At 44.2% G+C, this 22,492-nt stretch carries 22 protein-coding genes and 2 pseudogenes; 6 read left to right on the forward strand and 18 right to left on the reverse strand.

Annotation, left to right across the window (positions count from 1 at the left end):
* Positions 1-147: 147 nt before the first annotated feature.
* Positions 148-465: a hypothetical protein gene (locus tag JKM87_RS07320; protein WP_202079572.1), complete on the reverse strand. Its 318-nt coding sequence runs from the start codon at positions 463-465 to the stop codon at positions 148-150.
* Between the two features lie 201 nt (positions 466-666).
* Here JKM87_RS07320 and JKM87_RS07325 point away from each other — a divergent pair, with 201 nt between their 5' ends.
* Entirely contained in the window at positions 667-1,104 is a 438-nt protein-coding gene (locus JKM87_RS07325; protein ID WP_202079574.1) for a hypothetical protein, read from the forward strand.
* Positions 1,105-1,180: 76 nt separating this feature from the next.
* Here JKM87_RS07325 and JKM87_RS07330 read toward each other — a convergent pair whose 3' ends face one another.
* Together JKM87_RS07330 and spoIID are read right to left on the reverse strand one after the other, a co-directional pair.
* Positions 1,181-1,915 carry a stage II sporulation protein SpoIIQ gene (locus JKM87_RS07330; protein ID WP_202079577.1) on the reverse strand — a complete coding sequence of 245 codons (735 nt, stop codon included), beginning with the start codon at positions 1,913-1,915 and terminating at the stop codon, positions 1,181-1,183.
* A gap of 105 nt (positions 1,916-2,020) precedes the next feature.
* Positions 2,021-3,049, reverse strand: a complete 1,029-nt coding sequence (gene spoIID, locus JKM87_RS07335) for a stage II sporulation protein D (RefSeq protein ID WP_202079579.1) — start codon at positions 3,047-3,049, stop codon at positions 2,021-2,023.
* A gap of 409 nt (positions 3,050-3,458) precedes the next feature.
* Here spoIID and JKM87_RS07340 point away from each other — a divergent pair, with 409 nt between their 5' ends.
* Complete coding sequence (locus JKM87_RS07340) at positions 3,459-3,890, forward strand: hypothetical protein (protein WP_202079581.1); 432 nt, start codon at positions 3,459-3,461, stop codon at positions 3,888-3,890.
* A 424-nt stretch (positions 3,891-4,314) separates the two neighbouring features.
* Here JKM87_RS07340 and murA read toward each other — a convergent pair whose 3' ends face one another.
* The 15 genes and pseudogenes from murA to JKM87_RS07415 all read right to left on the reverse strand — a co-directional run bounded on the left by murA (position 4,315) and on the right by JKM87_RS07415 (position 18,233).
* On the reverse strand, positions 4,315-5,637 hold the full coding sequence (gene murA / locus JKM87_RS07345) for a UDP-N-acetylglucosamine 1-carboxyvinyltransferase (protein ID WP_202079583.1): 1,323 nt from the start codon (positions 5,635-5,637) through the stop codon (positions 4,315-4,317).
* 27 nt (positions 5,638-5,664) lie between these two features.
* On the reverse strand, positions 5,665-6,528 hold the full coding sequence (locus tag JKM87_RS07350) for a YwmB family TATA-box binding protein (RefSeq protein WP_202079585.1): 864 nt from the start codon (positions 6,526-6,528) through the stop codon (positions 5,665-5,667).
* A 95-nt stretch (positions 6,529-6,623) separates the two neighbouring features.
* Positions 6,624-6,866 (reverse strand): DUF1146 domain-containing protein, encoded by a 243-nt coding sequence (locus JKM87_RS07355; RefSeq protein ID WP_202079587.1) that lies wholly within the window; start codon positions 6,864-6,866, stop codon positions 6,624-6,626.
* Positions 6,867-7,026: 160 nt separating this feature from the next.
* Positions 7,027-8,523 carry an NADH-quinone oxidoreductase subunit NuoN gene (nuoN, locus tag JKM87_RS07360; protein WP_202079589.1) on the reverse strand — a complete coding sequence of 499 codons (1,497 nt, stop codon included), beginning with the start codon at positions 8,521-8,523 and terminating at the stop codon, positions 7,027-7,029.
* A gap of 3 nt (positions 8,524-8,526) precedes the next feature.
* A complete protein-coding gene (locus tag JKM87_RS07365; RefSeq protein ID WP_236838679.1) occupies positions 8,527-10,068 on the reverse strand; it encodes a complex I subunit 4 family protein in 1,542 nt (513 codons plus the stop codon).
* Positions 10,065-11,942, reverse strand: coding sequence for an NADH-quinone oxidoreductase subunit L (gene nuoL, locus JKM87_RS07370; protein WP_202079592.1), 1,878 nt, complete (start codon positions 11,940-11,942; stop codon positions 10,065-10,067). The genes JKM87_RS07365 and nuoL overlap by 4 nt, the downstream gene beginning before the upstream one ends.
* A gap of 12 nt (positions 11,943-11,954) precedes the next feature.
* The gene (nuoK, locus tag JKM87_RS07375; protein WP_202079594.1) at positions 11,955-12,269 is read right to left on the reverse strand and encodes an NADH-quinone oxidoreductase subunit NuoK; all 315 of its coding nucleotides are present in this window, start codon (positions 12,267-12,269) and stop codon (positions 11,955-11,957) included.
* Complete coding sequence (locus JKM87_RS07380; RefSeq protein WP_202079596.1) at positions 12,262-12,780, reverse strand: NADH-quinone oxidoreductase subunit J; 519 nt, start codon at positions 12,778-12,780, stop codon at positions 12,262-12,264. The genes nuoK and JKM87_RS07380 overlap by 8 nt, the downstream gene beginning before the upstream one ends.
* Positions 12,777-13,196 (reverse strand): NADH-quinone oxidoreductase subunit NuoI, encoded by a 420-nt coding sequence (nuoI, locus tag JKM87_RS07385; RefSeq protein WP_202079598.1) that lies wholly within the window; start codon positions 13,194-13,196, stop codon positions 12,777-12,779. The genes JKM87_RS07380 and nuoI overlap by 4 nt, the downstream gene beginning before the upstream one ends.
* A 16-nt stretch (positions 13,197-13,212) precedes the next feature.
* Positions 13,213-14,226: an NADH-quinone oxidoreductase subunit NuoH gene (gene nuoH / locus JKM87_RS07390; RefSeq protein WP_202079600.1), complete on the reverse strand. Its 1,014-nt coding sequence runs from the start codon at positions 14,224-14,226 to the stop codon at positions 13,213-13,215.
* Complete coding sequence (locus tag JKM87_RS07395; protein ID WP_202079602.1) at positions 14,227-15,327, reverse strand: NADH-quinone oxidoreductase subunit D; 1,101 nt, start codon at positions 15,325-15,327, stop codon at positions 14,227-14,229.
* A gap of 4 nt (positions 15,328-15,331) precedes the next feature.
* A pseudogene (locus JKM87_RS18250) lies at positions 15,332-16,333 on the reverse strand (NADH-quinone oxidoreductase subunit C); the annotation flags it as partial.
* Positions 16,334-16,909: 576 nt separating this feature from the next.
* Positions 16,910-17,353: pseudogene (locus JKM87_RS18290) on the reverse strand (hypothetical protein); the annotation flags it as partial.
* On the reverse strand, positions 17,350-17,868 hold the full coding sequence (locus JKM87_RS07410) for a NuoB/complex I 20 kDa subunit family protein (protein ID WP_202079607.1): 519 nt from the start codon (positions 17,866-17,868) through the stop codon (positions 17,350-17,352). The gene JKM87_RS07410 and the pseudogene JKM87_RS18290, both read right to left, overlap by 4 nt.
* Complete coding sequence (locus JKM87_RS07415; RefSeq protein ID WP_202079609.1) at positions 17,859-18,233, reverse strand: NADH-quinone oxidoreductase subunit A; 375 nt, start codon at positions 18,231-18,233, stop codon at positions 17,859-17,861. The genes JKM87_RS07410 and JKM87_RS07415 overlap by 10 nt, the downstream gene beginning before the upstream one ends.
* A 460-nt stretch (positions 18,234-18,693) precedes the next feature.
* On the opposite strand from JKM87_RS07415, the gene JKM87_RS07420 reads away from it, so the two are divergent.
* The 4 genes from JKM87_RS07420 to JKM87_RS07435 are packed head-to-tail and all read left to right on the forward strand — an operon-like array spanning position 18,694 to position 22,434.
* Positions 18,694-19,920 carry an Nramp family divalent metal transporter gene (locus JKM87_RS07420; RefSeq protein ID WP_202079611.1) on the forward strand — a complete coding sequence of 409 codons (1,227 nt, stop codon included), beginning with the start codon at positions 18,694-18,696 and terminating at the stop codon, positions 19,918-19,920.
* A 15-nt stretch (positions 19,921-19,935) separates the two neighbouring features.
* Entirely contained in the window at positions 19,936-20,676 is a 741-nt protein-coding gene (gene pxpB, locus JKM87_RS07425) for a 5-oxoprolinase subunit PxpB (protein ID WP_202079613.1), read from the forward strand.
* Positions 20,677-20,710: 34 nt separating this feature from the next.
* Positions 20,711-21,478, forward strand: coding sequence for a 5-oxoprolinase subunit PxpA (locus JKM87_RS07430; protein ID WP_202079615.1), 768 nt, complete (start codon positions 20,711-20,713; stop codon positions 21,476-21,478).
* Positions 21,469-22,434, forward strand: coding sequence for a 5-oxoprolinase subunit C family protein (locus tag JKM87_RS07435; protein WP_202079617.1), 966 nt, complete (start codon positions 21,469-21,471; stop codon positions 22,432-22,434). The genes JKM87_RS07430 and JKM87_RS07435 overlap by 10 nt, the downstream gene beginning before the upstream one ends.
* The last annotated feature ends 58 nt before the right edge of the window (positions 22,435-22,492 follow it).

The raw sequence follows: 22,492 nt of genomic DNA on the forward strand, positions 1-22,492 counted from the left end.
ACGTATGGATTTGATCTTCTGCTATATTGATTGTTGGAACAAAACTATTTTTTAGTTTCGAATCTTAGTTCCAAAATATCTCCTTTTTGAGTCTACAATTCTTTATAAACACCTTGGATATGCTTCAGCACTTCCACTTTTGTGTTTCTACATAGTGATAACATGCTTGTAAATCACTTGCTCTCCACTCGAAAGGATTCTCCACACGAATTCACGAGTTTCACCATTTTCATTTCGTGTAGTAATAATAAAAGTTTTATCTCCTATATATTCTACATTTGTTATGTTTTCTACCTTTTCTACAAAGGTCGATTCAAACATATCTTCTTCACTCATAAAAAAAATAGACTTTTCTTTCACAATTTCTTCAGCATTAAAGTAATAGTATAAATTAAATGGACCTGTTAACAAGATGCATGTCATAATTAATGCCATTGCTAAACCGATATAAAAAAATGACTTCACGTTCAATTCCTCCTATAATTTATAAATAATAAGTGTGGCCTACTTTTATAATCCAGTGTATAATACAAGGAATCAAAAACCAATGTGGTCTGTTGATTCCTTGTATTTTTCCACTGACGAATCCTCATTTAACTTTCCATATATAAGAAGTTCTTATGATATGATGGATTGTGAAACTTAACAGGGGAGCGGTAAACAGTTATGTGGAAGAATAAAAAAAGTGTTTTTATAATCTTGATTCTTTTTCTGTTAATCGTAATAATGGTTTTTTCCCCTACAATAATAGCGCAATTTAATAAGTATTTATTAGACCGTAACAAAGAAGTTGTAACTGAAACTAAAATCGTAACCACCGAAGAGTTTTTAACAATCACTTACGAACAAATGAAATTAGCACAGCAACTAGAGTCCTCAAAAAAATACTCCATGGTGGCTGAAGAAGTAAGAGATGGTTACGATAAAACGAGTAAGACTTACTACTTTTTAGATACTCATCCAGAGATTGAGAAAGTCAAGATTGAGTTATCGATTACGAAATATCATAATAATGGTGAAACAATTAAATTTATCAATGATAAAGGTCATATTATAGAAGTGTATTCAAAAGATGAATGGAAAATATACAAAGAGAGTCAGTAATTTAAAAAGAAAAGCCAGCCCTCATTGGAGCTGGCTTTTACCTATTTGCGTTCACAGAACGCTGTGCAAGTATGACTTATTCAGCTTGAGATAGATATTCATCTGGGTTAACCGCCACGCCATCTTCTCTCACTTCAAAGTGAACGTGGATACCTAAATCTTGATGAAATACGTTACGCCCTGCAGAACCAAGCAGGTCTCCTTGGTGTACTTCGTCACCCTCGGCGACTTGTAGATCTTCAAGGCTTTGATAGACAGTGACGAGCCCGTTATCATGCTCAACCTCTACATAATGACCGACAAGGGGGTCTTTGTCTGCTGCAACGACGGTGCCTGATAGAGCGGCAATCACATCAAAGCTTTCTTCATCAGATCTGGAAATACTGATGCCTTGGCTAGGATAGTACGTGCGATCATACTCTACCATCGCATTGCTTTGCTCCTCTTCAGACGCATCGTCTTCATAGAAATTAAGCACGACTTGTACTTCCTCATCCTGTGCCACCGGCCAGATCATCTCTTCTTGCTCAGACGCAACCGGTACGGCGTCTTCATCACCTTGATAGACTTGGTCTACATCTTCTTCCTGACCCGCTTCATAGTCTACGCTATCCTCAAATCCTAGCTCTTCACTATCAATGGCATAGTCATTGGGGTTCTGATACCATGTGATAAGAGCAAGGATAAGGGCTGCAGCTGCTAGGTAAACGGCTGGGAAGAACCATTTTCTGCGCAACATCTTTTTCCATCCTGAGGAAGTGGTTTTTACTTCTTCAGGATGCTGTTTGTTTTGTTCATCTTTCATTTTCATCACCTCAGCAACCATTCTTGCCAGTTTCATAGACTTTATACATGCTGAGGTAAAAATTTATTATGCCCAAACAAGGCGTCTTTATCCATAAAAAACGCCCTGTTTCTATTCGTTTTCTGTGTTTTGATTGGAAGCGATCCATTGCCTATAATCTTCAATGGCAATATTCTCATAGTAGTACTGCACAATTTCCTCGGCCGTATGCCCCTCAGCGGCCATACCGTTTGCCCCCCACTGGCTCATACCTACCCCATGGCCATATCCTGTGGTCTGTATGACAGCTGATTGATTGACGATGGATATGTCAAAATGAGAAGAGTCTAGTTCTAGTAACTCTCTTATTTCTTTACCTGTGAACGTCTGATCTCCGATGGCCACTTCACTTACTCTGTTCCCTGCCGTTCTGGAGACCACTTCCATAACCGGCTGATCTGAACTAGCGGGTACACTTATAGTCGTGTTCAGCTTGTCTTGTAATGCTTCTATGCTCATTGTGGTTTCGTTCTTATAGTGAGGAGATTCGGTATCCCAAGGGCTTTCGACACTTCTAAGATAAGGGATTTCTGCACCCCAATAGTCTTCAGAGTTCTCCGTGTAGCCATTACTGGTTGAGAAAAATGTTGCATTGATCGGGTGTCCTTGAAATGTGAGCACCAGCCCCATCGTGGCGTTTACGGCTTCGTTAATACGGCTAATTTTTCGCTCATATTCAATCCCCCAACGTGCTCGAAGTTCCTCTTCATTTTGAAATACTTGGTGCTTTATCGTGTCTGTGACCACAGACCCCTCCGGTACATCTGAGAAGTCTTTCTCCACTAAACGCCGGATAATATACGTTCGAGCGGCTAACGCTTGCGCTTTTAATGCTTCGAGCTCAAAATCTGTGGGCATTTCGGACGCCACTACCCCACGAATGTACGCTTCAAGTGGGACTTTTTCAATGTCACCTGTTTCTGTTCTATACACGGACACCATAATAACAGGCGCATTCCCCTGTTTAGCAATGGCTAGGGGAACATGTTGTTGCTCTTGAACTTGTCCAGCGCCTTTGGGCATGAATTGTACAATAACAGCGGGTACGATCAGTAGACAAAGGACTAGAACGGACGCGAGAAAAGTGATCGGTCGAATCATGGTTTATTCACTCCTATAGATATGATGTCATTTAGAACGGACAACCCTGTATGTTCCCATCCTATGACACCCGTGGCGTGAATATGATAGATTCCAAGTAAAACAGGTATTAATCTAAATCTGCTTCGTGAGCGGCTTCAAGTTCAAACAGGCGAACGTTCATCTCATGACGACTAATATCCATGTCGCTAAGTTGTTCTGGCTCTTCACCACAAAATTTAAAATATACTGTTTTGTTTCATTTGTATTAACACCAAAACCCAGTCTTGGACTTTATTTTTCAAAGACAATAAGTTAATAAGTATTTATTTCTCCTTTAAACGTCTTTTTTTGTTACTAAAACACTTATATGTTATTCTTGAATAGTAGAATATTTTCCTCGTTATACAAATACTAGGAGTGGTTATCAGTGATGAAAAACCCTTGGAAAATCGCTTTTTTTAGTTTATCCGGTGTATTTATACTCGTTATGGCAATAATGCTCTCTTTTATCAATGATATTGGACCTGGGAATCTTAAGTTGATACTCTCTTTAGATAAAACCGATCATGACTATCTCATCCCGATGCATACATTGAATACAACCGATAAACGAATCGTACCAATAGAGGTAACACCTGAAGGACATAGAATTTACCTAACCGATATAACACGTAGCACAGATGTTCAAAAACTTTTGAAGGAACGCTTAGAAAAGGAAGGTTGGACATTTACTCGACAAGAAGGATCATCCTATTTTTTTGATAAAGGGAAGGAACAAACAATTGTAGGGACTTATATATGGAATAGTGATTACGTTAGAATCTCCATTCCTAACAATGTCGTAAATATTGCGGGTTGATAAATTTGTTTCTTGTATATATGGCATACTCGACCGGAGGATCTGGTTTAATTCTTTCAGGAACCGTTTTAATAGATGTTACCCAAACGTGAGAACAACCTACGACATCAGCTTCAAGTTGTCACTCTCGATGATATAGTTACATAATCTATAACTCTTTTTTTGAAACTTTATGCCCCTCACCATACTCCTCCATTTGTTTTAATAGGTTTTTCATTAGACAACGATGTTAACTATGTATCGAATATATTCCAACAGAATCTGCATCCAGCCCTTCTTGTTACAAAGTTCGCCCATTAGTTGAAAAACTTAAAAGTATCTTTCACATCCGCTCATGTCCATTTAAGAGATGCGACCTCAAAAAATAGGCCCACCGTTAACGGAGGGCCTAAGCGTTTTTATGAAACTTTGCTTTTAAATAAGATTAAGCGAATGACGCTTGGGACATATTGATACTGTTGACTTTCTCATCTACAATTTCTCCTGCTTCATTCATGCGATCGAGCTGTGCACCGACTTTAACCAATTTGTGTACGATGTTGTCATACCCGCGATCTATGTGATGCACGGCCCCTATTTCTGTTTGGCCTTCTGCTACTAATCCGGCTAATATGAGCGCTGCACCCGCACGAAGATCCGTTGCAGAAACTTTCGCTCCTTTGAACGTGGTGTTCCCTTTGACAAAAGCTGAGCGCCCCTCAATCTTGATGCTGGCGTTCATGCGTTTGAATTCTTCAACGTGCATAAAACGGTTTTCAAATACCGTCTCTGTAATGACACCTGCGTCATTCGAGACGCACAACAGCGCCATCATTTGAGCTTGTAAATCTGTAGGGAAACCAGGATAAGGTAACGTTTTAACATCAACTGATTTGAGCTTTCGGTTACGCCCATCAACGGTAATGCCGTCCTCTAATTCTTGAACGTCAACGCCCATCTCGGTCAGTTTAGCGACAAGTGGGTATAGATGTTGAGAAATTGCCCCATCCACCTGGAGTTTGCTCTTCGTCATCGCTGCAGCGATCATATAAGTGCCAGCTTCTATTCTATCCGGTATAACGGCATGACGCGTCCCACACAGTTCCTGGACACCCTCGATTCTAATCGTACCAGTGCCTGCACCTCTTACGTTAGAACCCATAGCGTTGAGGTAATTCGCTAAATCTACAATTTCAGGTTCCTCAGCCGCATTTTCAATGACCGTTGTACCCTCTGCTAAGGTTGCAGCCATCATAATGTTTTCAGTGGCACCGACACTCGGAATGTCGAGATACACTTTTGCCCCTTTGAGACGTCCTTTTCTTTTCACTTCAACAAAGCCGTTGCCGACTGTGACTTCTCCACCAAGGGCTTCGAAGCCTTTGAGGTGCTGGTCTATGGGACGTGAACCGATGGCACAACCGCCTGGTAAAGCCACTTTTGCTCTTCCCTCTCGTGCTAAAAGGGAACCCATCACAAGTACAGACGCACGCATCTTACGCACATACTCATAAGGAGCTTCTGTGGAAACATCTTCGGACGCATTGATGGTTAAGTTTCCATCCTGATACGACGCTTTAATATTGAGATAGCGCAAAACCTCGATGATGGTAAAAACATCATCAAGCGCTGGAACTTCTTCTATTACACTTGTTCCTTTTGATCCTAATATGGATGCAGCAATTACAGGTAAAACAGCATTTTTTGCACCACTTACTTTTATTTTACCCGATAACTGCCGGCCACCATGGACAATAATTTTATCCAATGGATTCCCCTCCGCCTCATGTTCTCGTTAATGTTCCTGTAGGATCAGCGGATAACCTATCGTGACAAACGTTTGATCTTCTAATGTGTTTTGACGTGCAGACATTTGTATATTGAATTGACTATCGTCAGTCATTTGAACACGATTCTCCCATGTTGGAATATATCCTGTTTGACTTAGAAAGTTCTCATCCGTCACAATTTGTTTTTCATACCCTTGCCATTCTGTCATCCACTGACCGAATATATTTTGCTCGATAGCTTGCCTAAAAAAAGCATTCGTTGATTGTGCATGCCAAGTGATAAATTGTTCAGGCTCTTGAATAAATGACTGGAACCATTGCTCCAGTTCAACATACTCTTCGGCCCATGCTTGATCCATGACCGTAACACGGTCAGAACTAGACCAAGTGTAAATAATTTTCGTCTGATGATGACTTTTTTGGGGGTCGTTGATTAAATTAATTTTATGGGTCGTACCGTTGACTTCTTTTTCCCAGCTTTTCAGTTCAGTTATTTGCTCTGGATGCTCTTGATGTGTCAACTGTTCCTCTTTATCCAAGGTAAACGAGGAGTCTGTCGCCTGTAATGCTTGCTCTAATTGTGTGACAGTTTCCGTATCCGTACTGCCTCTCCAAACCACTTTCCAATCAGTCAAGTGAAGGTCATGATGAAGATTAATCATGCTGTCTACTTGCTGTACAACATCGACTGTCCCTAACAGATTGTCCTCATCCTCTGGAGAACCTTCATATTCAGGATGACTTGTATCCATGGTCTGCGCTACTGTCATTATATGCGGCATACTTGTCCATTGCGCTATCGTTGGATAAAGAAATAAACAAAAAATAATGGCTATTCCCGCTATGATTTCACCCTTGCTCTTAACCATAATCTCCTCACTCCCAAATGTTTATATTCCCAGTTTCTCCAGCCCGGGAGTGAGGCATACTTGTGAAATTATAACTATTCTCGACACTTATTGACCTAAAATATGTATCCTAATCGTGATGTCCAATCTATGTAAGCAATAAAGAACTGTGCCACACCATGGCCGATCCATACGGCCAAAAGCACATGTAGAATTTTTGCTTGGGCATTACTTACACTTGTGAGGAAGAGGTCAAATCTTACCGTTTGTAAAGCCCACCAACTTACGACGATTAACACGATGGTGAGCACCATATTTAACAGTGCCGTGAACCCGATTGAAGCCATTGATTCTTCCATAGGTACATCCCCTCATCATCATTTTACCGATTTCGACAAAATTTTTCAATTTCCTTTAAATGGACTTCTCCATTTTAGATGACAGTTCATACAAAAGTCCTAACTCTAAAGAGTTAGGACTAATCTTTATCATATGATATTCATACCCGATTGACAAGCACTAGCGGAAAATATCATAAATATTGAAGTTGGAGGCAAAGAAATCAAGCGCATAGGAAGGAAACACACCCAATAATAGTGTCCCAAACGTGCATAACACGATCACCGTTCCAATACCGTACGTTGTATTAAGTGACGTCTCACTCCCCGCTCGGAGATACATTTGACGTATAACCCCGAAATAATAATAGTAGGAAATGACGCTTCCAAGAACCATGACGGTCGCCAGCCACCAGTTTCCTGCATCCAAGGATCCTAGAAAGATATAAAACTTACCAAAGAACCCGGCTGTAACTGGAAGGCCAGCCAAAGAAATGAGAAAGATGGACATCGTCACAGCTTGAAAAGGCGAACGATGATACAAACCAGCGAAACCAGACAATTCTTCTGTTCCTGTGTCTTGAGACACGGCCTGTATAATCGCAAAAGCACCGATGTTCATAAAAAGGTAGGCCACGAGATAAAACAACATCATGTCTAGCATATACGGACTAAAGACGGCAAAAGGAACGAGAATGTAACCGGCCTGTGCCACACTGGAATAAGCAAACATACGCTTCACATTGGTCTGTCTGAGTGCAATCACATTACCTACTATAATGGTAATCGCAGCAATGATGCCGATAAATACTGTCGTCTGAGAAAAAACCATAATCTGACCACTCGCTGGGTCATATATATTAAAGCTGATCAGGAAAAAGCGCAAAATAAAGGCAAAGCCTGCTGCTTTTGAGACCACGGACAAGAACGCTGTAATGGGCGTTGGGGCCCCCTGGTAGACATCAGGCGTCCACATATGAAACGGAATGACGGCGATCTTGAAAGCCAAACCGACAAACGTTAGGAAAAAGGCAAAAAAGATGACGAGATCGTAACCTTGTTGCAAAGCAATAGGCAAGCGCTCAGCAACGACGTATAAGTTCGTCGTGCCCGTAAGTCCATAGACAAAAGACAAACCGTATAACGTTATAGCAGTTGCGATCCCACCGTTGACAACGTATTTAAAAGCTGATTCGTTTGACTGTAACCGTTTCTTTCTCATGCCAACTAAGATATAGGTGGATAAGGACAACAGTTCTAGACCGATAAACATGGTAATCATATCGGCTGAAGAAGCCAAAATCATGGCTCCCAACACTGCAGTCAAAATTAAGTAATAGTACTCTGCTTCGTGAGGCGTGTCTTTCTTTTTAATGTAATCCAGTGACAATAGGAAGACGAGCGCTGCACCCACAAGGAATATCAATTTAAAACCAATGGCGAACCCGTCTAACCGAAAAGTCTCATATAAAATATGCTGAATCGGTTCATTTATATTTTTGATTACAAAGAGGAGGGCAACACCGATACCCGCTAAGCCGAGCCATGCGATGATTTTCCGATCCACTTTATCCTTGAGGAATAAGTCTAATAACGACAAAAATGTGGCAACACCAAGGATGATAAATTCTGGCATCATGATCCCCCAAGGATAACTGAGTAAAGTTTCTAAATCCATTTGTTACCCCCCTATCCTTGCTAGAAATATTTGTATAGAAAGATCCAAGGTTTCACTAAGAACGCTTGGGTAAACCCCGATAAGCACAATAAAGCCTAGTAATATCGCCATCGGAACAACTTCAAATCCTCTGGCATCACTCAGGTGTGCCCACTCTTCTTTTGCCGGCCCAAAGGTGGTATTCAGAACGGCTCGTAGCAGGTAAACGGCCGTTAGAATAATCCCTAAGACACCAATAGCAGCCACGACTGGGTAGGTATTAAACAGGCCGAGGAACGATAGGAATTCACTGATAAAGCCGCTCATACCAGGCAAGCCTAAATTGGCCATGGCCCCAGCGAGAAAGACGCCACAAACAAAAGGCATATTTTTGGCTAGGCCCCCTAAATCACTGATCATGGACGTCTCAGTTCGCTCATAAATCACGCCGATGATAAAGAAGAGCAGTGATGAGATGAGGCCGTGTGAAATCACCTGAAATATGGCCCCCTGTAGACCCGAATAGTTTAAAGCGGCGATACCTAATAAGACGATCCCCATATGTGAAACGGATGAATAAGCTAGCACCTTTTTCAAATCGTTTTGTACAAAAGCCAGCACAGCTCCATACAGGATGTTAACCACACCTAATATGGCCAGGATATAGGCCACACGTTCAAACTGTTCTGGGAAGACGCCAATCCCCAAGCGGATTAAACCATATGCGCCTAATTTTAGTAAGATCCCTGAGTGAATCATGACAATAGCCGGAGGCGCCTCCACATGCACCTTCAACATCCACGAATGAAGCGGAAAGATCGGAAGCTTCACTGCAAATGCAAAGAGCAAAGCGACAAAAATGAAAAAGATGACATCTCCCGGTGGGATCGCGTATGGCCACCCACTCACACTTTGAGAGGTAAGTTGACTCACCATCACCTCTAATGCAGGTATATTTAACGTGTCCGTGATTGCGAACAGGGCGACAAATGCGATGAGCATAACCGCGGAGCCTATACCGTTATATATGAGAAACGTGTTGGCCGCACTTTCTCTATTCAGGTATCCCCATATGGCGATCAAGAAGAACATTGGGATAATGGTGAGCTCAAAGAAAATGAAGAATAGAAACAGGTTCTTGGCCATGAACACACCAAACATTCCGACCTGTAATAGGAAAAACAGAATGAAGTACGCTTTCCACCGTTTTTTGATATAAATGGAAGCCACAGCAGAGAGTGTCCCTACCACCGCTGTCAGTAGGATGAGTGATACGGACAAGCCGTCTACTCCTAACTCATAGTTGATTTGTAAGCTTTGCTGTTCCATAGACGGCATTTGTAGTTCAATCCAACTGACCTCTTCCTCGAACTGGTAACCTTGATCATTAAAGTCAAAGGCACCGAAAAGATACAACGACAAGCTCAATGGGATCAGTGTGATGACAATAGCAATCGCTTTCATCAAACCCGCTTTTTGTTTTTGAACCAAGGCAAGCACTAAAATGCCAAGTAAAGGGGAGAACGCAATAAGTGATAGTAAATGATCTTCAATAAAAGTCATCATAAGCCTGCTGCACCCCCAGTGACTATAAATGCAATAATGAGTAGGATCAATCCTAGAACAACAGTGAACCCGTACGTCTGCACTTGACCGTTTTGTAATCGTGCACCCCACTGCCCTAGTCCATTAATGAGAGCTGATACACTGTTGACGATTCCCTCGACAATGTATTTATCGAAGAATTTTAGGATAAGACCGAAGCCCTGCAACCCTCGTGTAAACGTGTAATGATACGCTTCATCAATGTAATACTTGTGGTATAACGTCTGATAGAGGGGGGTTGTTGCCTCTGCTATTGCCTTCGGTTGTACCGTTTTCTTTGCGTACATCAGGTAAGCTAATCCAATGCCACCTAGCGCCACAGCGATAGCTAAAAACATGATCCAACCGGGTCCTTCAGCCGGCATCCCGTAATTTGGCGCCGGTCCGGTCACGAGCCATTGTCCTAGATAGGTGCCAAACCAATGTGTATGAGCAAAACCAGATATGACAGCCAAAACCCCGAGTACCACCATTGGTAAAGTCATCACCACTGGGGACTCTTTTGCTTTGTTTATTTTTTGTAGCCTAGATTCCCCTCTAAATACAAGGAAGAACAGCCTGAACATATAAAAAGCGGTGAAAAACGCTGCGATTACGGCCACTGCAAACAGTCCGTAGCGTCCGTCTGCCCAAACGGCAAGCAGTATCTCTTCTTTAGAGAAAAAACCTGCAAATGGCGGAATGCCTGCGATGGCTAAGCAGCCAACAAGAAACAATGGCCACGTGATCTTCATGCGTTTGTATAAACCGCCCATATCTCTGATATCCTGCGTATGCACAGCGTGGATGACGCTTCCCGCGGCCAGGAAGAGTAAGGCTTTGAAAAAAGCATGTGTCATGAGATGAAAGACACCGGCAACATATCCCGCCGCACCTAGTGCTAACATCATAAAGCCGAGCTGAGACACTGTCGAATAGGCCAACACCCTTTTCACGTCGTTCTGCACAAGTCCGATTGAAGCGGCAAAGATAGCTGTAAAGGCGCCCACATAAGCCACTACATCAAGAGCCACAGGCGACGCTGCGAATAAAGGAAATAACAACGCGACGAGGTAAACACCAGCCGCTACCATTGTTGCAGCATGGATCAACGCACTGACAGGTGTCGGTCCTTCCATTGCGTCTGGTAACCAAGTATGTAAGGGAAACTGTCCCGACTTTCCAATCGCGCCTACGAATATCAGAATGGACACCAGCGTGATGAATCCACCTTCAAGTTGATTGGCCTCTAAGGCAGCAAAAACAACGGAAAGGTCAAAGCTCCCGACCTGCCAGAACAATAAAATAATACCGACTAAAAGCCCAATATCCCCAATTCTAGTCATGATAAAGGCTTTTTTGGCCGCCGCTCGTGCTTCCGGTTTATAGAAGTAGAAGCCCACGAGTAAAAAGGAGCAGACACCCACTAATTCCCAAAAGATATATATTTGTAATAAGTTAGGGGATAAAACGAGACCGAGCATTGAAAAGGTGAACAATGCAAGATAAGCATAAAAGACGGAAATTCGGTCGTCGCCTTCCATATATCCTCGTGCGTACACATGAACAAGCAAGCTCACGAGGGTAACGATAAACAACATTAAAGCGTTTAAAGGTGTCACTTCAAAACCCATGGTGACCAAGCGATCGCCTATTGCTAACCAATCCATGAGGACACTTGGATTCTCTTCAATACGTAACCTCTCTATTAAAGTCATTGTCGCCAAAAGGAATGACCCTACCATAAAGGTAATCCCTAACCACGCTGAGCCTTCCTTCAGCTGTCGACCGAAGGCAACAAGCAGGATAAAGGCGATAAGCGGAAAGAGAGGTATAAGCCAGGCATTTTCCATCATTCTTCTTACCTCCTATCGCTTCAACAAGTTCATTTCATCAACATTCACTGTTGTTCTGTTGCGGTATAAAGCTATGAGTATCGCTAATCCTACTGCTACCTCAGCCGCAGCAACTGAAATGGTGAATACAGTAAAGACTTGGCCAGTGATATCTGGATATAACCCTAATTTGGCAAAAGCCACGAGGTTAATGTTTACTGCATTCAACATTAACTCAATACAGATGAGGACAATAACAGCATTGCGCTTAGTGAGGGCACCGTATAGGCCAATACTGAACAATATAGCGGCCACACTTAAATACGTCCCTAAAGGTATGCTAGTCATGGGTTTCACCTTCTTTGACTTCAGGGTCTCGCCTAGCTAATATAATTGCACCAACTAAGGCTACAAGTAAGACAACGGATGTGAGTTCAAAAGGGATGACATATTTAGTGAATAGTTGGATTCCAATATTCTGTGTGTTGTCTTGATACAGTTCAGTGGCTTGTGGCTGCCAGTTAATGGTATTGACCACTCGGAGCGTAATGACAAAAAAGATAGCTACCCCCACACCGACGAATAACTTGTGCTTTGAATGTCTCGCTTCGTCTTGGTCATCATGTTTGGTCAGCATGATACCGAACAACATAATAATGGAGACGGCCCCACCGTAGATTAAGACTTGGGCAAAAGCGATAAACTCAGCATGCAACAGGATGTAAATACCCGCAATACCTATAAATGTAAAAGCAAGGGCCACAACCATATGCACAACCTTTGTCAAATTCATCATAAGTACTGCTCCACCTAGCGTGAAGAGAGCGAGAACAAAGAACGCTACCAATTCACCGGTCACGGTTTGTTCACCTCTCTTGTGCTCTCAGTATTTTCATGTAACCATTCAAGGTCTTTGAACAGTTCATCACGACTGTAAGTTGATAACTCAAAGTTATTGGACATCACGATCGCTTCTGTCGGGCAGACTTCTGTACACAAATCGCATAAAATGCAGATTTCAAAATTAATGTCATACGTATCAATTATCTTTTTCTTATTATTCGGGTCAGGGTGTGGTTTGCCTGTGAGTTGGATACAATCCGTAGGACAAACGGCCGCACATTGGTTACATACGATACACTTCTCTGGATAGAAATGCTGGATACCGCGAAAACGGTCGGGCATTTCCATTGGCTCGTCTGGATATGAATAGGTCACTTTCTTTTTTGCTAAGTTTTTGAGGGTGAACCCTAACCCTTTGACTAATCCTAGCATAGGATCACTTCCTTTTTTAGAAGAATAGTTCTTTTAGAATTGCTGTGATAAAAACATTCGCTAAGGCCAAAGGTAATAATACTTTCCAGCCGAACTCCATGAGATGGTCTGCCCGTAAACGTGGAAACGAAGCGCGTATCCAAAACATGAAGAATACGACCATAGAAAATTTGAGTAAGAACCACACCACACCCGGAATGGCACTCAGGATAGGTAATGCAAACGGGGGATGCCAGCCACCTAAGAACAAGACGGTCATCAGTGAAGCCATCGCAAACAGGTAGACATACTCTGCTAACATGAAGAAAGCAAAACGAAACCCACTATATTCCACATGATAGCCTGCGACAAGCTCTGATTCGGCCTCCGGTAAATCAAATGGGGTACGGTTGAGCTCAGCAACAGAGGCGATAAGGAATATCACGAACGCCAACGGCTGCAATAAGATAAACCAAGCATAGTCCGCTTGGGCATCAACAATCGTGATGAGATTAAGGCTACCGGAGATTAAGATGATCCCGATCACAGACATGACAAGCGGGATTTCATATGAGATCATCTGCGCAACAGCACGCATCCCCCCAAGTAGCGCATACTTGTTATTAGAAGCCCAGCCCCCCATGATGACACCAAACGTCGTCAATCCAGATATAGCGATATAATACAAGAGTCCGATCCCTATATCAGAAAAGTAGAGTCTATCCGTAAAGGGAATGACCACGATAACCATAAAAGACGGCACAAAGGCGATGACGGGTGCCATGATAAACAACGTTCGATCCGCTTTCTTGGGGATGACGTCTTCTTTTAAGAGTAATTTTAAAACGTCCGCTACGGTCTGAAGCAAGCCAAAAGGTCCACCGACTCTGTTTGGACCCGTTCTGACTTGCATAAAGCCGATCACCTTACGTTCTGCTAGAATGGCGAACGTGACAAAACCTAGCACAATACCCAAGACAGCAGCTGCTAGACCTAGAAAGGTGAGGAAGTTTAACCACGACGGAGTGGCGTACAGTAACTCTTCTATCATTTAGCCATCAACCTCCCCAAGCACAATGTCGATGCCGCCTAGTATAGTAATAAGATTGGCAATATTTTGCCCCTGTAACAATTGCGGTAACGCCTGGAGGTTATAGAAGGAGGGGCGGCGGAACTTTAAGCGATAGGGCTGTGGTTTGCCTTTACTATGAATATAGCAACCTATTTCTCCTCTAGGAGATTCTATTCTTACGTAGGTCTCACCAGCTGGCGGTTTAATGATTCTAGGCACTTTACCCATGATCTTGCCACCTTCAGGAAACTGTTCAATGGCTTGCTCTAGTATCCTTAGTGATTGGCGAATTTCTTCCATACGCACTAAATATCGTCCATAAGCATCCCCTGAAGTCTCAGTAGGGACATCAAAATCAAAGCGATCATAAATAGAATAAGGTTCATCCTTACGCAAATCCCACTTGACCCCTGTACACCGTAGATTGGCGCCACTTAAGGAGTGTTGAACGGCAAAATCAGCGTCATATGTACCCACGTCTTTGACCCGTGTGAGAAAGATCTCGTTACCTGTTACGAGGTCATGATATCCTTCTAACTGTTCTCTCATATACGGGATGAAATCCTGAACCTTCTCAATCCATCCCTCAGGTGCATCCCACTTCACACCGCCTACGCGCATGTAGTTAAATGTTAGCCTCGCACCGCAGAGCTCATTGATCAGGTTAATGATCATTTCTCTCTCTCGGAATGCATACAGAAAGGGACTCATCGCACCAATATCTAATAAATATGTGCCAAACCAAACTAAATGACTGGCCACTCGACTTAATTCCATGGCAATCACTCTAAGATACTCCGCACGTTCTGGAATGTCTGTACCCATCATCGTCTCTACGGCATGACAAATAACATAATTCCCTGTCATAGCGGACAAATAGTCCATACGATCTGTATACGGAATAATTTGCGTATAATTCAAGTCTTCAGCCAGCTTTTCCGTCCCACGATGTAAATAGCCAATGACGGGAGTGGCCTCTTTGATAATTTCTCCATCTATTTTGAGCACCACGCGGAAAACACCGTGTGTACTCGGGTGTTGAGGACCCACATTCAGTAGCATTTCTTCTGTTCTGATCATTCCTCTACACCTCCTCGTCAAATTGTTCGTAATCTTTGCGTAGAGGATACCCCACCCAGTCATCCGTTAGTAAAATGCGAGTGAGGTTCGGATGGCCTTCAAAGTGAATTCCGAGCAGGTCATACGCTTCACGCTCAGGCCAATTCGCTCCGGCCCAAATAGGTGTCACGGAAGGAATCGTTGGATGATCTCGATCTATACGCACCTTCACTGCAAGGGCATGCTTGGCTTTGTATGAATAGAAATAATAGTAGACTTCCATATGGTCTTCAAAGTCGCTGCCGTGTAATTCAGATAAATAGTCGAATGAAAGCTGTTCATTATGCTTTAGAAACTGAGCCACTTCTGACCAGTGTTCTCCTTCTATCACAAGCGTTGGAACGTCTTTGGCCAGTTCATTAATATAGGATTCCGAAATGACTTGCTTACCTATATTGTCCTCTATGACCTTCACGTACTGATCAAGAACGGGCTGGTTCTTGGAAGGCTCTTGAGGTTTTTCCTCCTCCTGATCACCTTTGGCTCGCTTTGCTTTAGCTGCAGCTGCCGCCTTCGCTTTGGCTATGGCTGCCGCTTTTGCCTTGGCGTCGTCTCCCTCTGTGCTGTCTTCTCCTTTTTCTCGGGCTGCCTTCGCCTTCGCTGCTGCGGCCGCGTTTGCTTTCGCTTTAGCCTTTGCTGCAGCTGCCGCGTTAGCCTTGTCGTCATCTCCCTCTGTGCTGCGATCTTCTCCTTTTTCTCGGGCTGCCGTCGCCTTCGCTGCTGCGGCCGCTTTTGCTTTCGCTTTAGCCTTTGCTGCAGCTGCCGCTTTCGCCTTGTCGTCATCTCCCTCTGTGCTGCTATCTTCTCCTTTTTCTCGGGCTGCCGTCGCCTTCGCTGCTGCGGCCGCGTTTGCTTTCGCTTTAGCCTTTGCTGCTGCTGCCGCTTTTGCCTTCGCGTCTTCTCCCTCTGTGCTGCTATCTTCTCGTTTTTCTCGGGCTGCCTTCGCCGTCGCTGCTGCGGCCGCTTTTGCGTTGGCTTTAGCCTTTGCTGCAGCTGCCGCGTTTGCCTTGGCGTCGTCTCCCTCGGTGCTCTCTTCTCCTTTTTCTCGGGCTGCCGTCGCCTTCGCTGCTGCGGCCGCGTTTGCTTTCGCTTTAGCCTTTGCTGCTGCTGCCGCTTTTGCCTTCGCGTCTTCTCCCTCTGTGCTGCTATCTTCTCGTTTTTCTCGGGCTGCCTTCGCCGTCGCTGCTGCGGCCGCTTTTGCTTTCGCTTTAGCCTTTGCTGCAGCTGCCGCCTTTGCCTTGGCGTCATCTCCCTCTGTGCTGCTATCTTCTCCTTTTTCTCGGGCTGCCTTCGCCGTCGCTGCTGCGGCCGCTTTTGCGTTTGCTTTCGCGTTAGCCTTTGCTGCAGCTGCCGCGTTTGCCTTAGCGTCATCTCCCTCTGTGCTGCGATCTTCTCCTTCTTCTCGGGCTGCCTTCGCCTACGCTGCTGCGGCCGCTTTTGCGTTTGCTTTCGCGTTAGCCTTTGCTGCAGCTGCCGCGTTTGCCTTAGCGTCATCTCCCTCTGTGCTGCGATCTTCTCCTTCTTCTCGGGCTGCCTTCGCCTACGCTGCTGCGGCCGCTTTTGCGTTTGCTTTCGCGTTAGCCTTTGCTGCAGCTGCCGCTTTTGCCTTAGCGTCATCTCCCTCTGTGCTGCTATCTTCTCCTTCTTCTCGGGCTGCCTTCGCCTTCGCTGCTGCGGCCGCTTGTGCTTTTGCTTTCGCTTTAGCCTTTGCTGCAGCTGCCGCGTTTGCCTTAGCGTCATCTCCCTCTGTGCTGCGATCTTCTCCTTCTTCTCGGGCTGCCTTCGCCTACGCTGCTGCGGCCGCTTTTGCTTTTGCTTTCGCTTTAGCCTTTGCTGCAGCTGCCGCTTTCGCTTTGGCTGCTGCTTTGGCTTTCTCAGCAGCTAGGCGCTTTTCCTCCGCTGTGGGGGCTGATTGTTCGCCACGGGATTGATCTTTAGATTCTTCGTTTTGTGAGTCCTTATTTTGATCTTTGTTTTCTTCACTCACTGATTCGTCACCCGCTTTCCGGTCTTCGCCTCATAACGGATCTTGTGCTGGAGTTTATTGATGCCATATATGAGTGCTGCAGGATTCGGAGGACATCCTGGTATGTATACATCAACAGGGACAATTTGGTCGACCCCTTTTACGACGGCGTAAGATTTAATATACGGACCTCCTGCTGTGGCACAAACGCCCATCGCAATCACATACTTAGGTTCGGGCATCTGATCATAGAGTCGACGTAGGATCGGGGCCATCTTCTTTGTGACCGTACCGGCCACAATCATACAGTCTGAGTGTCTTGGTGACGTGCGGAAAATGGTACCAAAACGATCTAGATCGTAATGCGAAGCGCCAGTCCCCATCATTTCAATGGCACAACAAGCTAACCCGAAGGTCATTGGCCAGATCGAGTTACTTCGTGCCCATGCTTTCACTTGTTCTAAAGTCGTGAAGAATACATTGCGTTGCATTTCTTCTTGTTCTTCTGGTGTCATACTTTCTAGCTTTAAATCCATTTTAACACCTTCTTCTTCCAGGCATAGATGAGTCCAACGAGTAATAAAACGACAAAAATGAGCATTTCAATAAGAGCAAATAATCCCAGATGTTCATACGCAACTGCCCATGGGTATAAAAAGACGGTTTCTACGTCAAAGATAACAAATAATAGGGCAATAATATAATAGCGCACATTGAAACGGACCCAACTATGTCCAATTGGGTCTATTCCACTTTCGTAAGTGGTTTGTTTCTCGTTACTGGGACGGTGTGGTCGCAAAAAGCGGCCTACAGTGAGCGCAGCTACAGGTAGAAAGACACCTAATATAAGGAAGGCCGCAACTGCCAGATAGTTGTTCTGATAAAGGTTAAGTAGATCCATCCCGATCCCCTCCAGCGTTGTTATAGCTTGTATTAAAACGCTTTCTCAAGTGTCTAAAAAAATATGTTATTTCCTATTTAGAATCCTTATCAATTATATCAAATGTCCATAATTGTGTCTAACATATGAAACGGCGTACCGACGCTCTTTTACATGACATGATCACCCTCATGCTTCCATTATTTTCCTATTCCTCTAAAATGCCCCCGGGATCTGTTCCAATAATCTTCTCATAATAACATCTTGTAAGAGTTAAACTAGAGAATGTTGGCCATCATTTTGTCTTCTTCAAAAAGACTATTCCGATTTCTCAGATGTATGAGTATGATTCATCATTTTTTTGTAACAATTACAATGACATTTTAGTGGCGTTATTAGAAATGTCCATGTTATGATATTCTCTCGAATTCTTGCCCCTGCTCAAGGGGCAGTCACAATGACGCACTGGAGGTAAACAAACATGACAGAAAATCGAAGGTTTATAGATAAATTACGGGATATTGGTCCTGCTGCGATAGTCACTGCAGCTTTCATTGGGCCAGGTACCGTTACCACAGCTTCGAGAACAGGCGCTAGTTTCGGATTCACGCTATTATGGGCCCTGTTATTTTCTATTATTGCCACTATCATCCTGCAGGAAATGAGCTCAAGACTCGGTATCGTTGCCCGTAAGCAACTAGGGGAAGCCATCCGTGAACAGTTCCAAAATCCGATCCTTAGAGTTCTGACGATCTTATTAATTATTTCGGCTGTCACGATCGGGAGTGCAGCTTATGAAACGGGAAACATCCTCGGTGGTGCACTTGGGCTTGCTGCCATAACGGGCATGTCTGTGAATACGTGGGGGCCTATCATTGGCATTACAGCTGGTCTCCTACTCTTTTTCGGCTCTTATAAGTTTATTGAAAAGGTTTTTGTTGTTTTAGTGACTCTGATGAGCATTGTCTTTGTCATTACGGCTATTGTTATTCGCCCGGATTTTAGTGCCATATTAAGCGGAACTTTTGTGCCATCCATTCCTGATGGTGCCATTTTGTTTGCTATTGCCCTCATTGGGACAACCGTTGTACCCTACAACTTATTTCTACACAGCTCAACTGTACAAGAGCGTTGGAATGGTCCTGAAGGATTGAAACAATCAAGATTCGATACAGTTTTTACCATTCTATTAGGCGGCTTGATTTCAATGGCGATCGTCGTGACAGCTGCTGTTGCTTTTCCATTAGGTACCGACCTGTCTGATGCAGGAGAAATGGCCAAGCAGTTAGAGCCTGTATTAGGTTCATGGGCCACTTACTTCTTTGCTTTAGGTTTACTCTCAGCAGGGATTACGTCTTGTATTTCAGCACCGCTTGCTGCTGCATACGCTACGGCTGGAGCACTAGGTTGGGAGAGAAATTTAAAATCTACTCGCTTTAGAGCGGTGTGGGGTAGTATTATCTTAATAGGGGTTATTTTTTCAGGAATCGGTTATAACCCCACCGAAGTGATTCTCTTTGCTCAATATGCAAACGGGTTGCTTTTACCAGTCATTGCTATATTCCTCTTGTATGTCATGAACAATAAAACGTTACTTGGGGAGTATGTTAATCGCTTTTGGACGAACTTAATCGGTGGGATTATCGTATTAGTGACCATTTTATTAGCGCTTCGTTCTTTCGGTGTTCTTGACTTCCTATTTGGATAATGGAGTTGGTGCTTATTGTTAGATCTTAAGTTTAAACCTCTTGGTGATCATGGGGTCTCTGTTATATTCGGTCATCACATCAGCCAAAGGGTCAGTGTTCACATTCGTCGTCTTAAGGACACTTTGGAGCACAGGCATGAGTTGCCCATCTTAGAGTGTGTACCCGGGTATACGACGCTCGCTATCTATTATGATGCAACCCGATGGGATTACGAGTCGTGCGTTCAGATGATTCGTGAACTTTCATCAGACGCTTACGATCAAACGGATATTCAACCTGAGGTGATTGAAATACCTGTCTTGTATGACCCCGAGGTCGGACCAGATTTGATAGAAGTCGCTCGTCATCACCAATTGTCCGTCGAAGATGTGATACACATCCATACGTCCGTTCCTTATTTTATCTATATGCTCGGTTTCAGTCCTGGTTTTCCTTATTTAGGGGGGATGTCTCAGCATATTGCAACCCCGAGATTAGCTAATCCCCGACCACATGTAGAAGCAGGTTCTGTCGGTATCGCCGGGGAACAAACAGGGATTTATTCCATTGACTCTCCAGGGGGTTGGAGAATTATAGGTCAAACGCCTTTACGTCTATACGATCCAGATGCGGATCATCCTTTTCTACTTGAGGCCGGCCATTACGTGAGGTTCATACCGATTTCAAAGCAACGTTTTTATGATTTAAAAGAGCATATTGCCCTTGGTGGGAAGGTCAACATTAACCGTTATCCGATGAGACAGATGCGTGAATGATATAGGGATTGGTTAATGGCATAGGGGAGGTTTTGTGATGAAAATTGATCTGAACTGTGATTTAGGGGAAAGCTTTGGCGTTTATGTGCTCGGCCAAGATGAGGACATCCTCACTCAGATAACATCCGCTAACATTGCTTGTGGCTTTCATGCTGGGGATCCGAGTGTCATGGTCCGAACGGTTCATAAAGCACTCGAGCAAAATGTGGCCATCGGTGCACACCCTGGCTACCCTGATTTGATGGGGTTCGGCCGTCGGGCGCTACAAGCCACACCTCAGGACGTTTACGACATGGTGTTGTATCAAGTATCTGCACTATATGGGATGACACGTGCACTTGGAGGGACCCTTCAGCACGTTAAACCGCATGGTGCCTTATATAATACTGCCGCAAAGGACCCTAACATCGCTGAAGCTATCGCGAAAGCCGTTCATGACATTGACGATGGCCTTATACTGTTTGGTTTATTTGGGAGTGCGCTCGTGCGGGCAGGCCAATCAGTGGGTTTAAGGGTCGCGCAAGAAGCCTTTGCTGACCGGACGTATCAAAAGGACGGGAGCCTCACGTCACGCCAGCAACCTCATGCTATGATTGAAGACAAAGACAAAGCGATTCAACAAGTGATTAGCATGGTACAGCGTGAAGAAGTCCTTTCTGTCGATGGTTATAAAATCCCGATGCAGGCGGACACGATATGCATTCATGGTGATCATCCATCCGCTTTGGATTTTGTTACTGAATTAAAGCAGCAACTGCTGGCTTCAGATATTGGAGTGGAGGCTGTAGCTCAATGGAAGTGATGATTGTTGAAAAACCAGGGTTATTTGACACCATACAAGATGATGGTCGGTATGGCTATCAGGCGTCCGGCATGGTTGTGGCTGGTGCTATGGACACTTATTCTTACCAGCTGGGGAATATCCTTCTAGGAAATGCCCCCTATGCCCCAAGCCTTGAGTTTACAGTATTAGGGCCTAAGGTTCGTTTCACGCAGCCCACAGTGATTGCCCTGACCGGCGCCGACTTTCATCCTATTATAAACGGTAGACCCATGCCCATGTGGCGAGCAATCGAGGTTGAAGAGGGAGACACATTAGATATAGGTTCGACAAACAAGGGCTGTCGAGGCTACCTTGCCATTAAGGGAGGATTTAAGGTACCGCCTACGTTACATAGCCGCTCAACTTATGTGAAAGGGAACATTGGGGGGTGGGGAGGACGCACACTTGAAAAAGGAGACTACATTCCTTATGAAAAGATCGATCAGGCCCCACACACTCAATTTAAGTCCCGTTTAAAGTTTTCGATTCCTTTTCCTTATCGCCCTTCGTTTCCTCGTGAGGTAACATTAAAAGTTATCATGGGCCCACAGGAAGAGGCGTTTACGCAAAAAGGGGTACATACCTTTTTAAATGAAGCGTTTGAAGTATCCCCTCAAATGGACCGTATGGGTATTAGATTGAGTGGGCCCCATGTGCGTCATAAGCAAAGTGCCGATATATTGTCCGACGCCATCCCGCTTGGTGCCGTGCAGGTCCCGGCCAACGGACAGCCTATTATTCTCATGGCTGACCGCCAACCAACAGGTGGCTACACCAAAATTGCTTGTCTTGCTACCGTTGACATACCAAAAGCCGCTCAATTACAGCCTGGACAATATGTACGCTTTAAGTCTGTTACGGTGCAGGAGGCTCAAAGGGACTTTAAAATACAAGAACAATATATGCGAACCTTACAGTTATTAATCGCACAATAAAAACACCTTCGATAAGCTTCAATCATTGTTGCTATCAAAGGTGTTTTTTCGTTATATA

Source organism: Caldalkalibacillus salinus (genome assembly GCF_016745835.1).
Lineage (GTDB): Bacteria > Bacillota > Bacilli > Caldalkalibacillales > JCM-10596 > Caldalkalibacillus_A > Caldalkalibacillus_A salinus.

Excerpts from the sequence above, each read along its gene's own strand:
- JKM87_RS07325 (WP_202079574.1), top strand. The coding sequence starts at position 667 with ATGTGGAAGAATAAAAAAAGTGTTTTTATAATCTTGATTCTTTTTCTG.
- nuoI (WP_202079598.1), bottom strand. The coding sequence starts at position 13,196 with ATGCTAGGATTAGTCAAAGGGTTAGGGTTCACCCTCAAAAACTTAGCA.
- nuoK (WP_202079594.1), bottom strand. The coding sequence starts at position 12,269 with ATGACTAGCATACCTTTAGGGACGTATTTAAGTGTGGCCGCTATATTG.
- spoIID (WP_202079579.1), bottom strand. The coding sequence starts at position 3,049 with ATGATTCGACCGATCACTTTTCTCGCGTCCGTTCTAGTCCTTTGTCTA.
- JKM87_RS07415 (WP_202079609.1), bottom strand. The coding sequence starts at position 18,233 with ATGGATCTACTTAACCTTTATCAGAACAACTATCTGGCAGTTGCGGCC.
- nuoH (WP_202079600.1), bottom strand. The coding sequence starts at position 14,226 with ATGATAGAAGAGTTACTGTACGCCACTCCGTCGTGGTTAAACTTCCTC.
- nuoL (WP_202079592.1), bottom strand. The coding sequence starts at position 11,942 with ATGATGGAAAATGCCTGGCTTATACCTCTCTTTCCGCTTATCGCCTTT.
- JKM87_RS07365 (WP_236838679.1), bottom strand. The coding sequence starts at position 10,068 with ATGATGACTTTTATTGAAGATCATTTACTATCACTTATTGCGTTCTCC.
- JKM87_RS07435 (WP_202079617.1), top strand. The coding sequence starts at position 21,469 with ATGGAAGTGATGATTGTTGAAAAACCAGGGTTATTTGACACCATACAA.
- nuoN (WP_202079589.1), bottom strand. The coding sequence starts at position 8,523 with ATGGATTTAGAAACTTTACTCAGTTATCCTTGGGGGATCATGATGCCA.
- JKM87_RS07420 (WP_202079611.1), top strand. The coding sequence starts at position 18,694 with ATGACAGAAAATCGAAGGTTTATAGATAAATTACGGGATATTGGTCCT.
- JKM87_RS07410 (WP_202079607.1), bottom strand. The coding sequence starts at position 17,868 with ATGGATTTAAAGCTAGAAAGTATGACACCAGAAGAACAAGAAGAAATG.
- JKM87_RS07355 (WP_202079587.1), bottom strand. The coding sequence starts at position 6,866 with ATGGAAGAATCAATGGCTTCAATCGGGTTCACGGCACTGTTAAATATG.
- JKM87_RS07350 (WP_202079585.1), bottom strand. The coding sequence starts at position 6,528 with ATGGTTAAGAGCAAGGGTGAAATCATAGCGGGAATAGCCATTATTTTT.
- JKM87_RS07395 (WP_202079602.1), bottom strand. The coding sequence starts at position 15,327 with ATGATCAGAACAGAAGAAATGCTACTGAATGTGGGTCCTCAACACCCG.
- JKM87_RS07330 (WP_202079577.1), bottom strand. The coding sequence starts at position 1,915 with ATGAAAATGAAAGATGAACAAAACAAACAGCATCCTGAAGAAGTAAAA.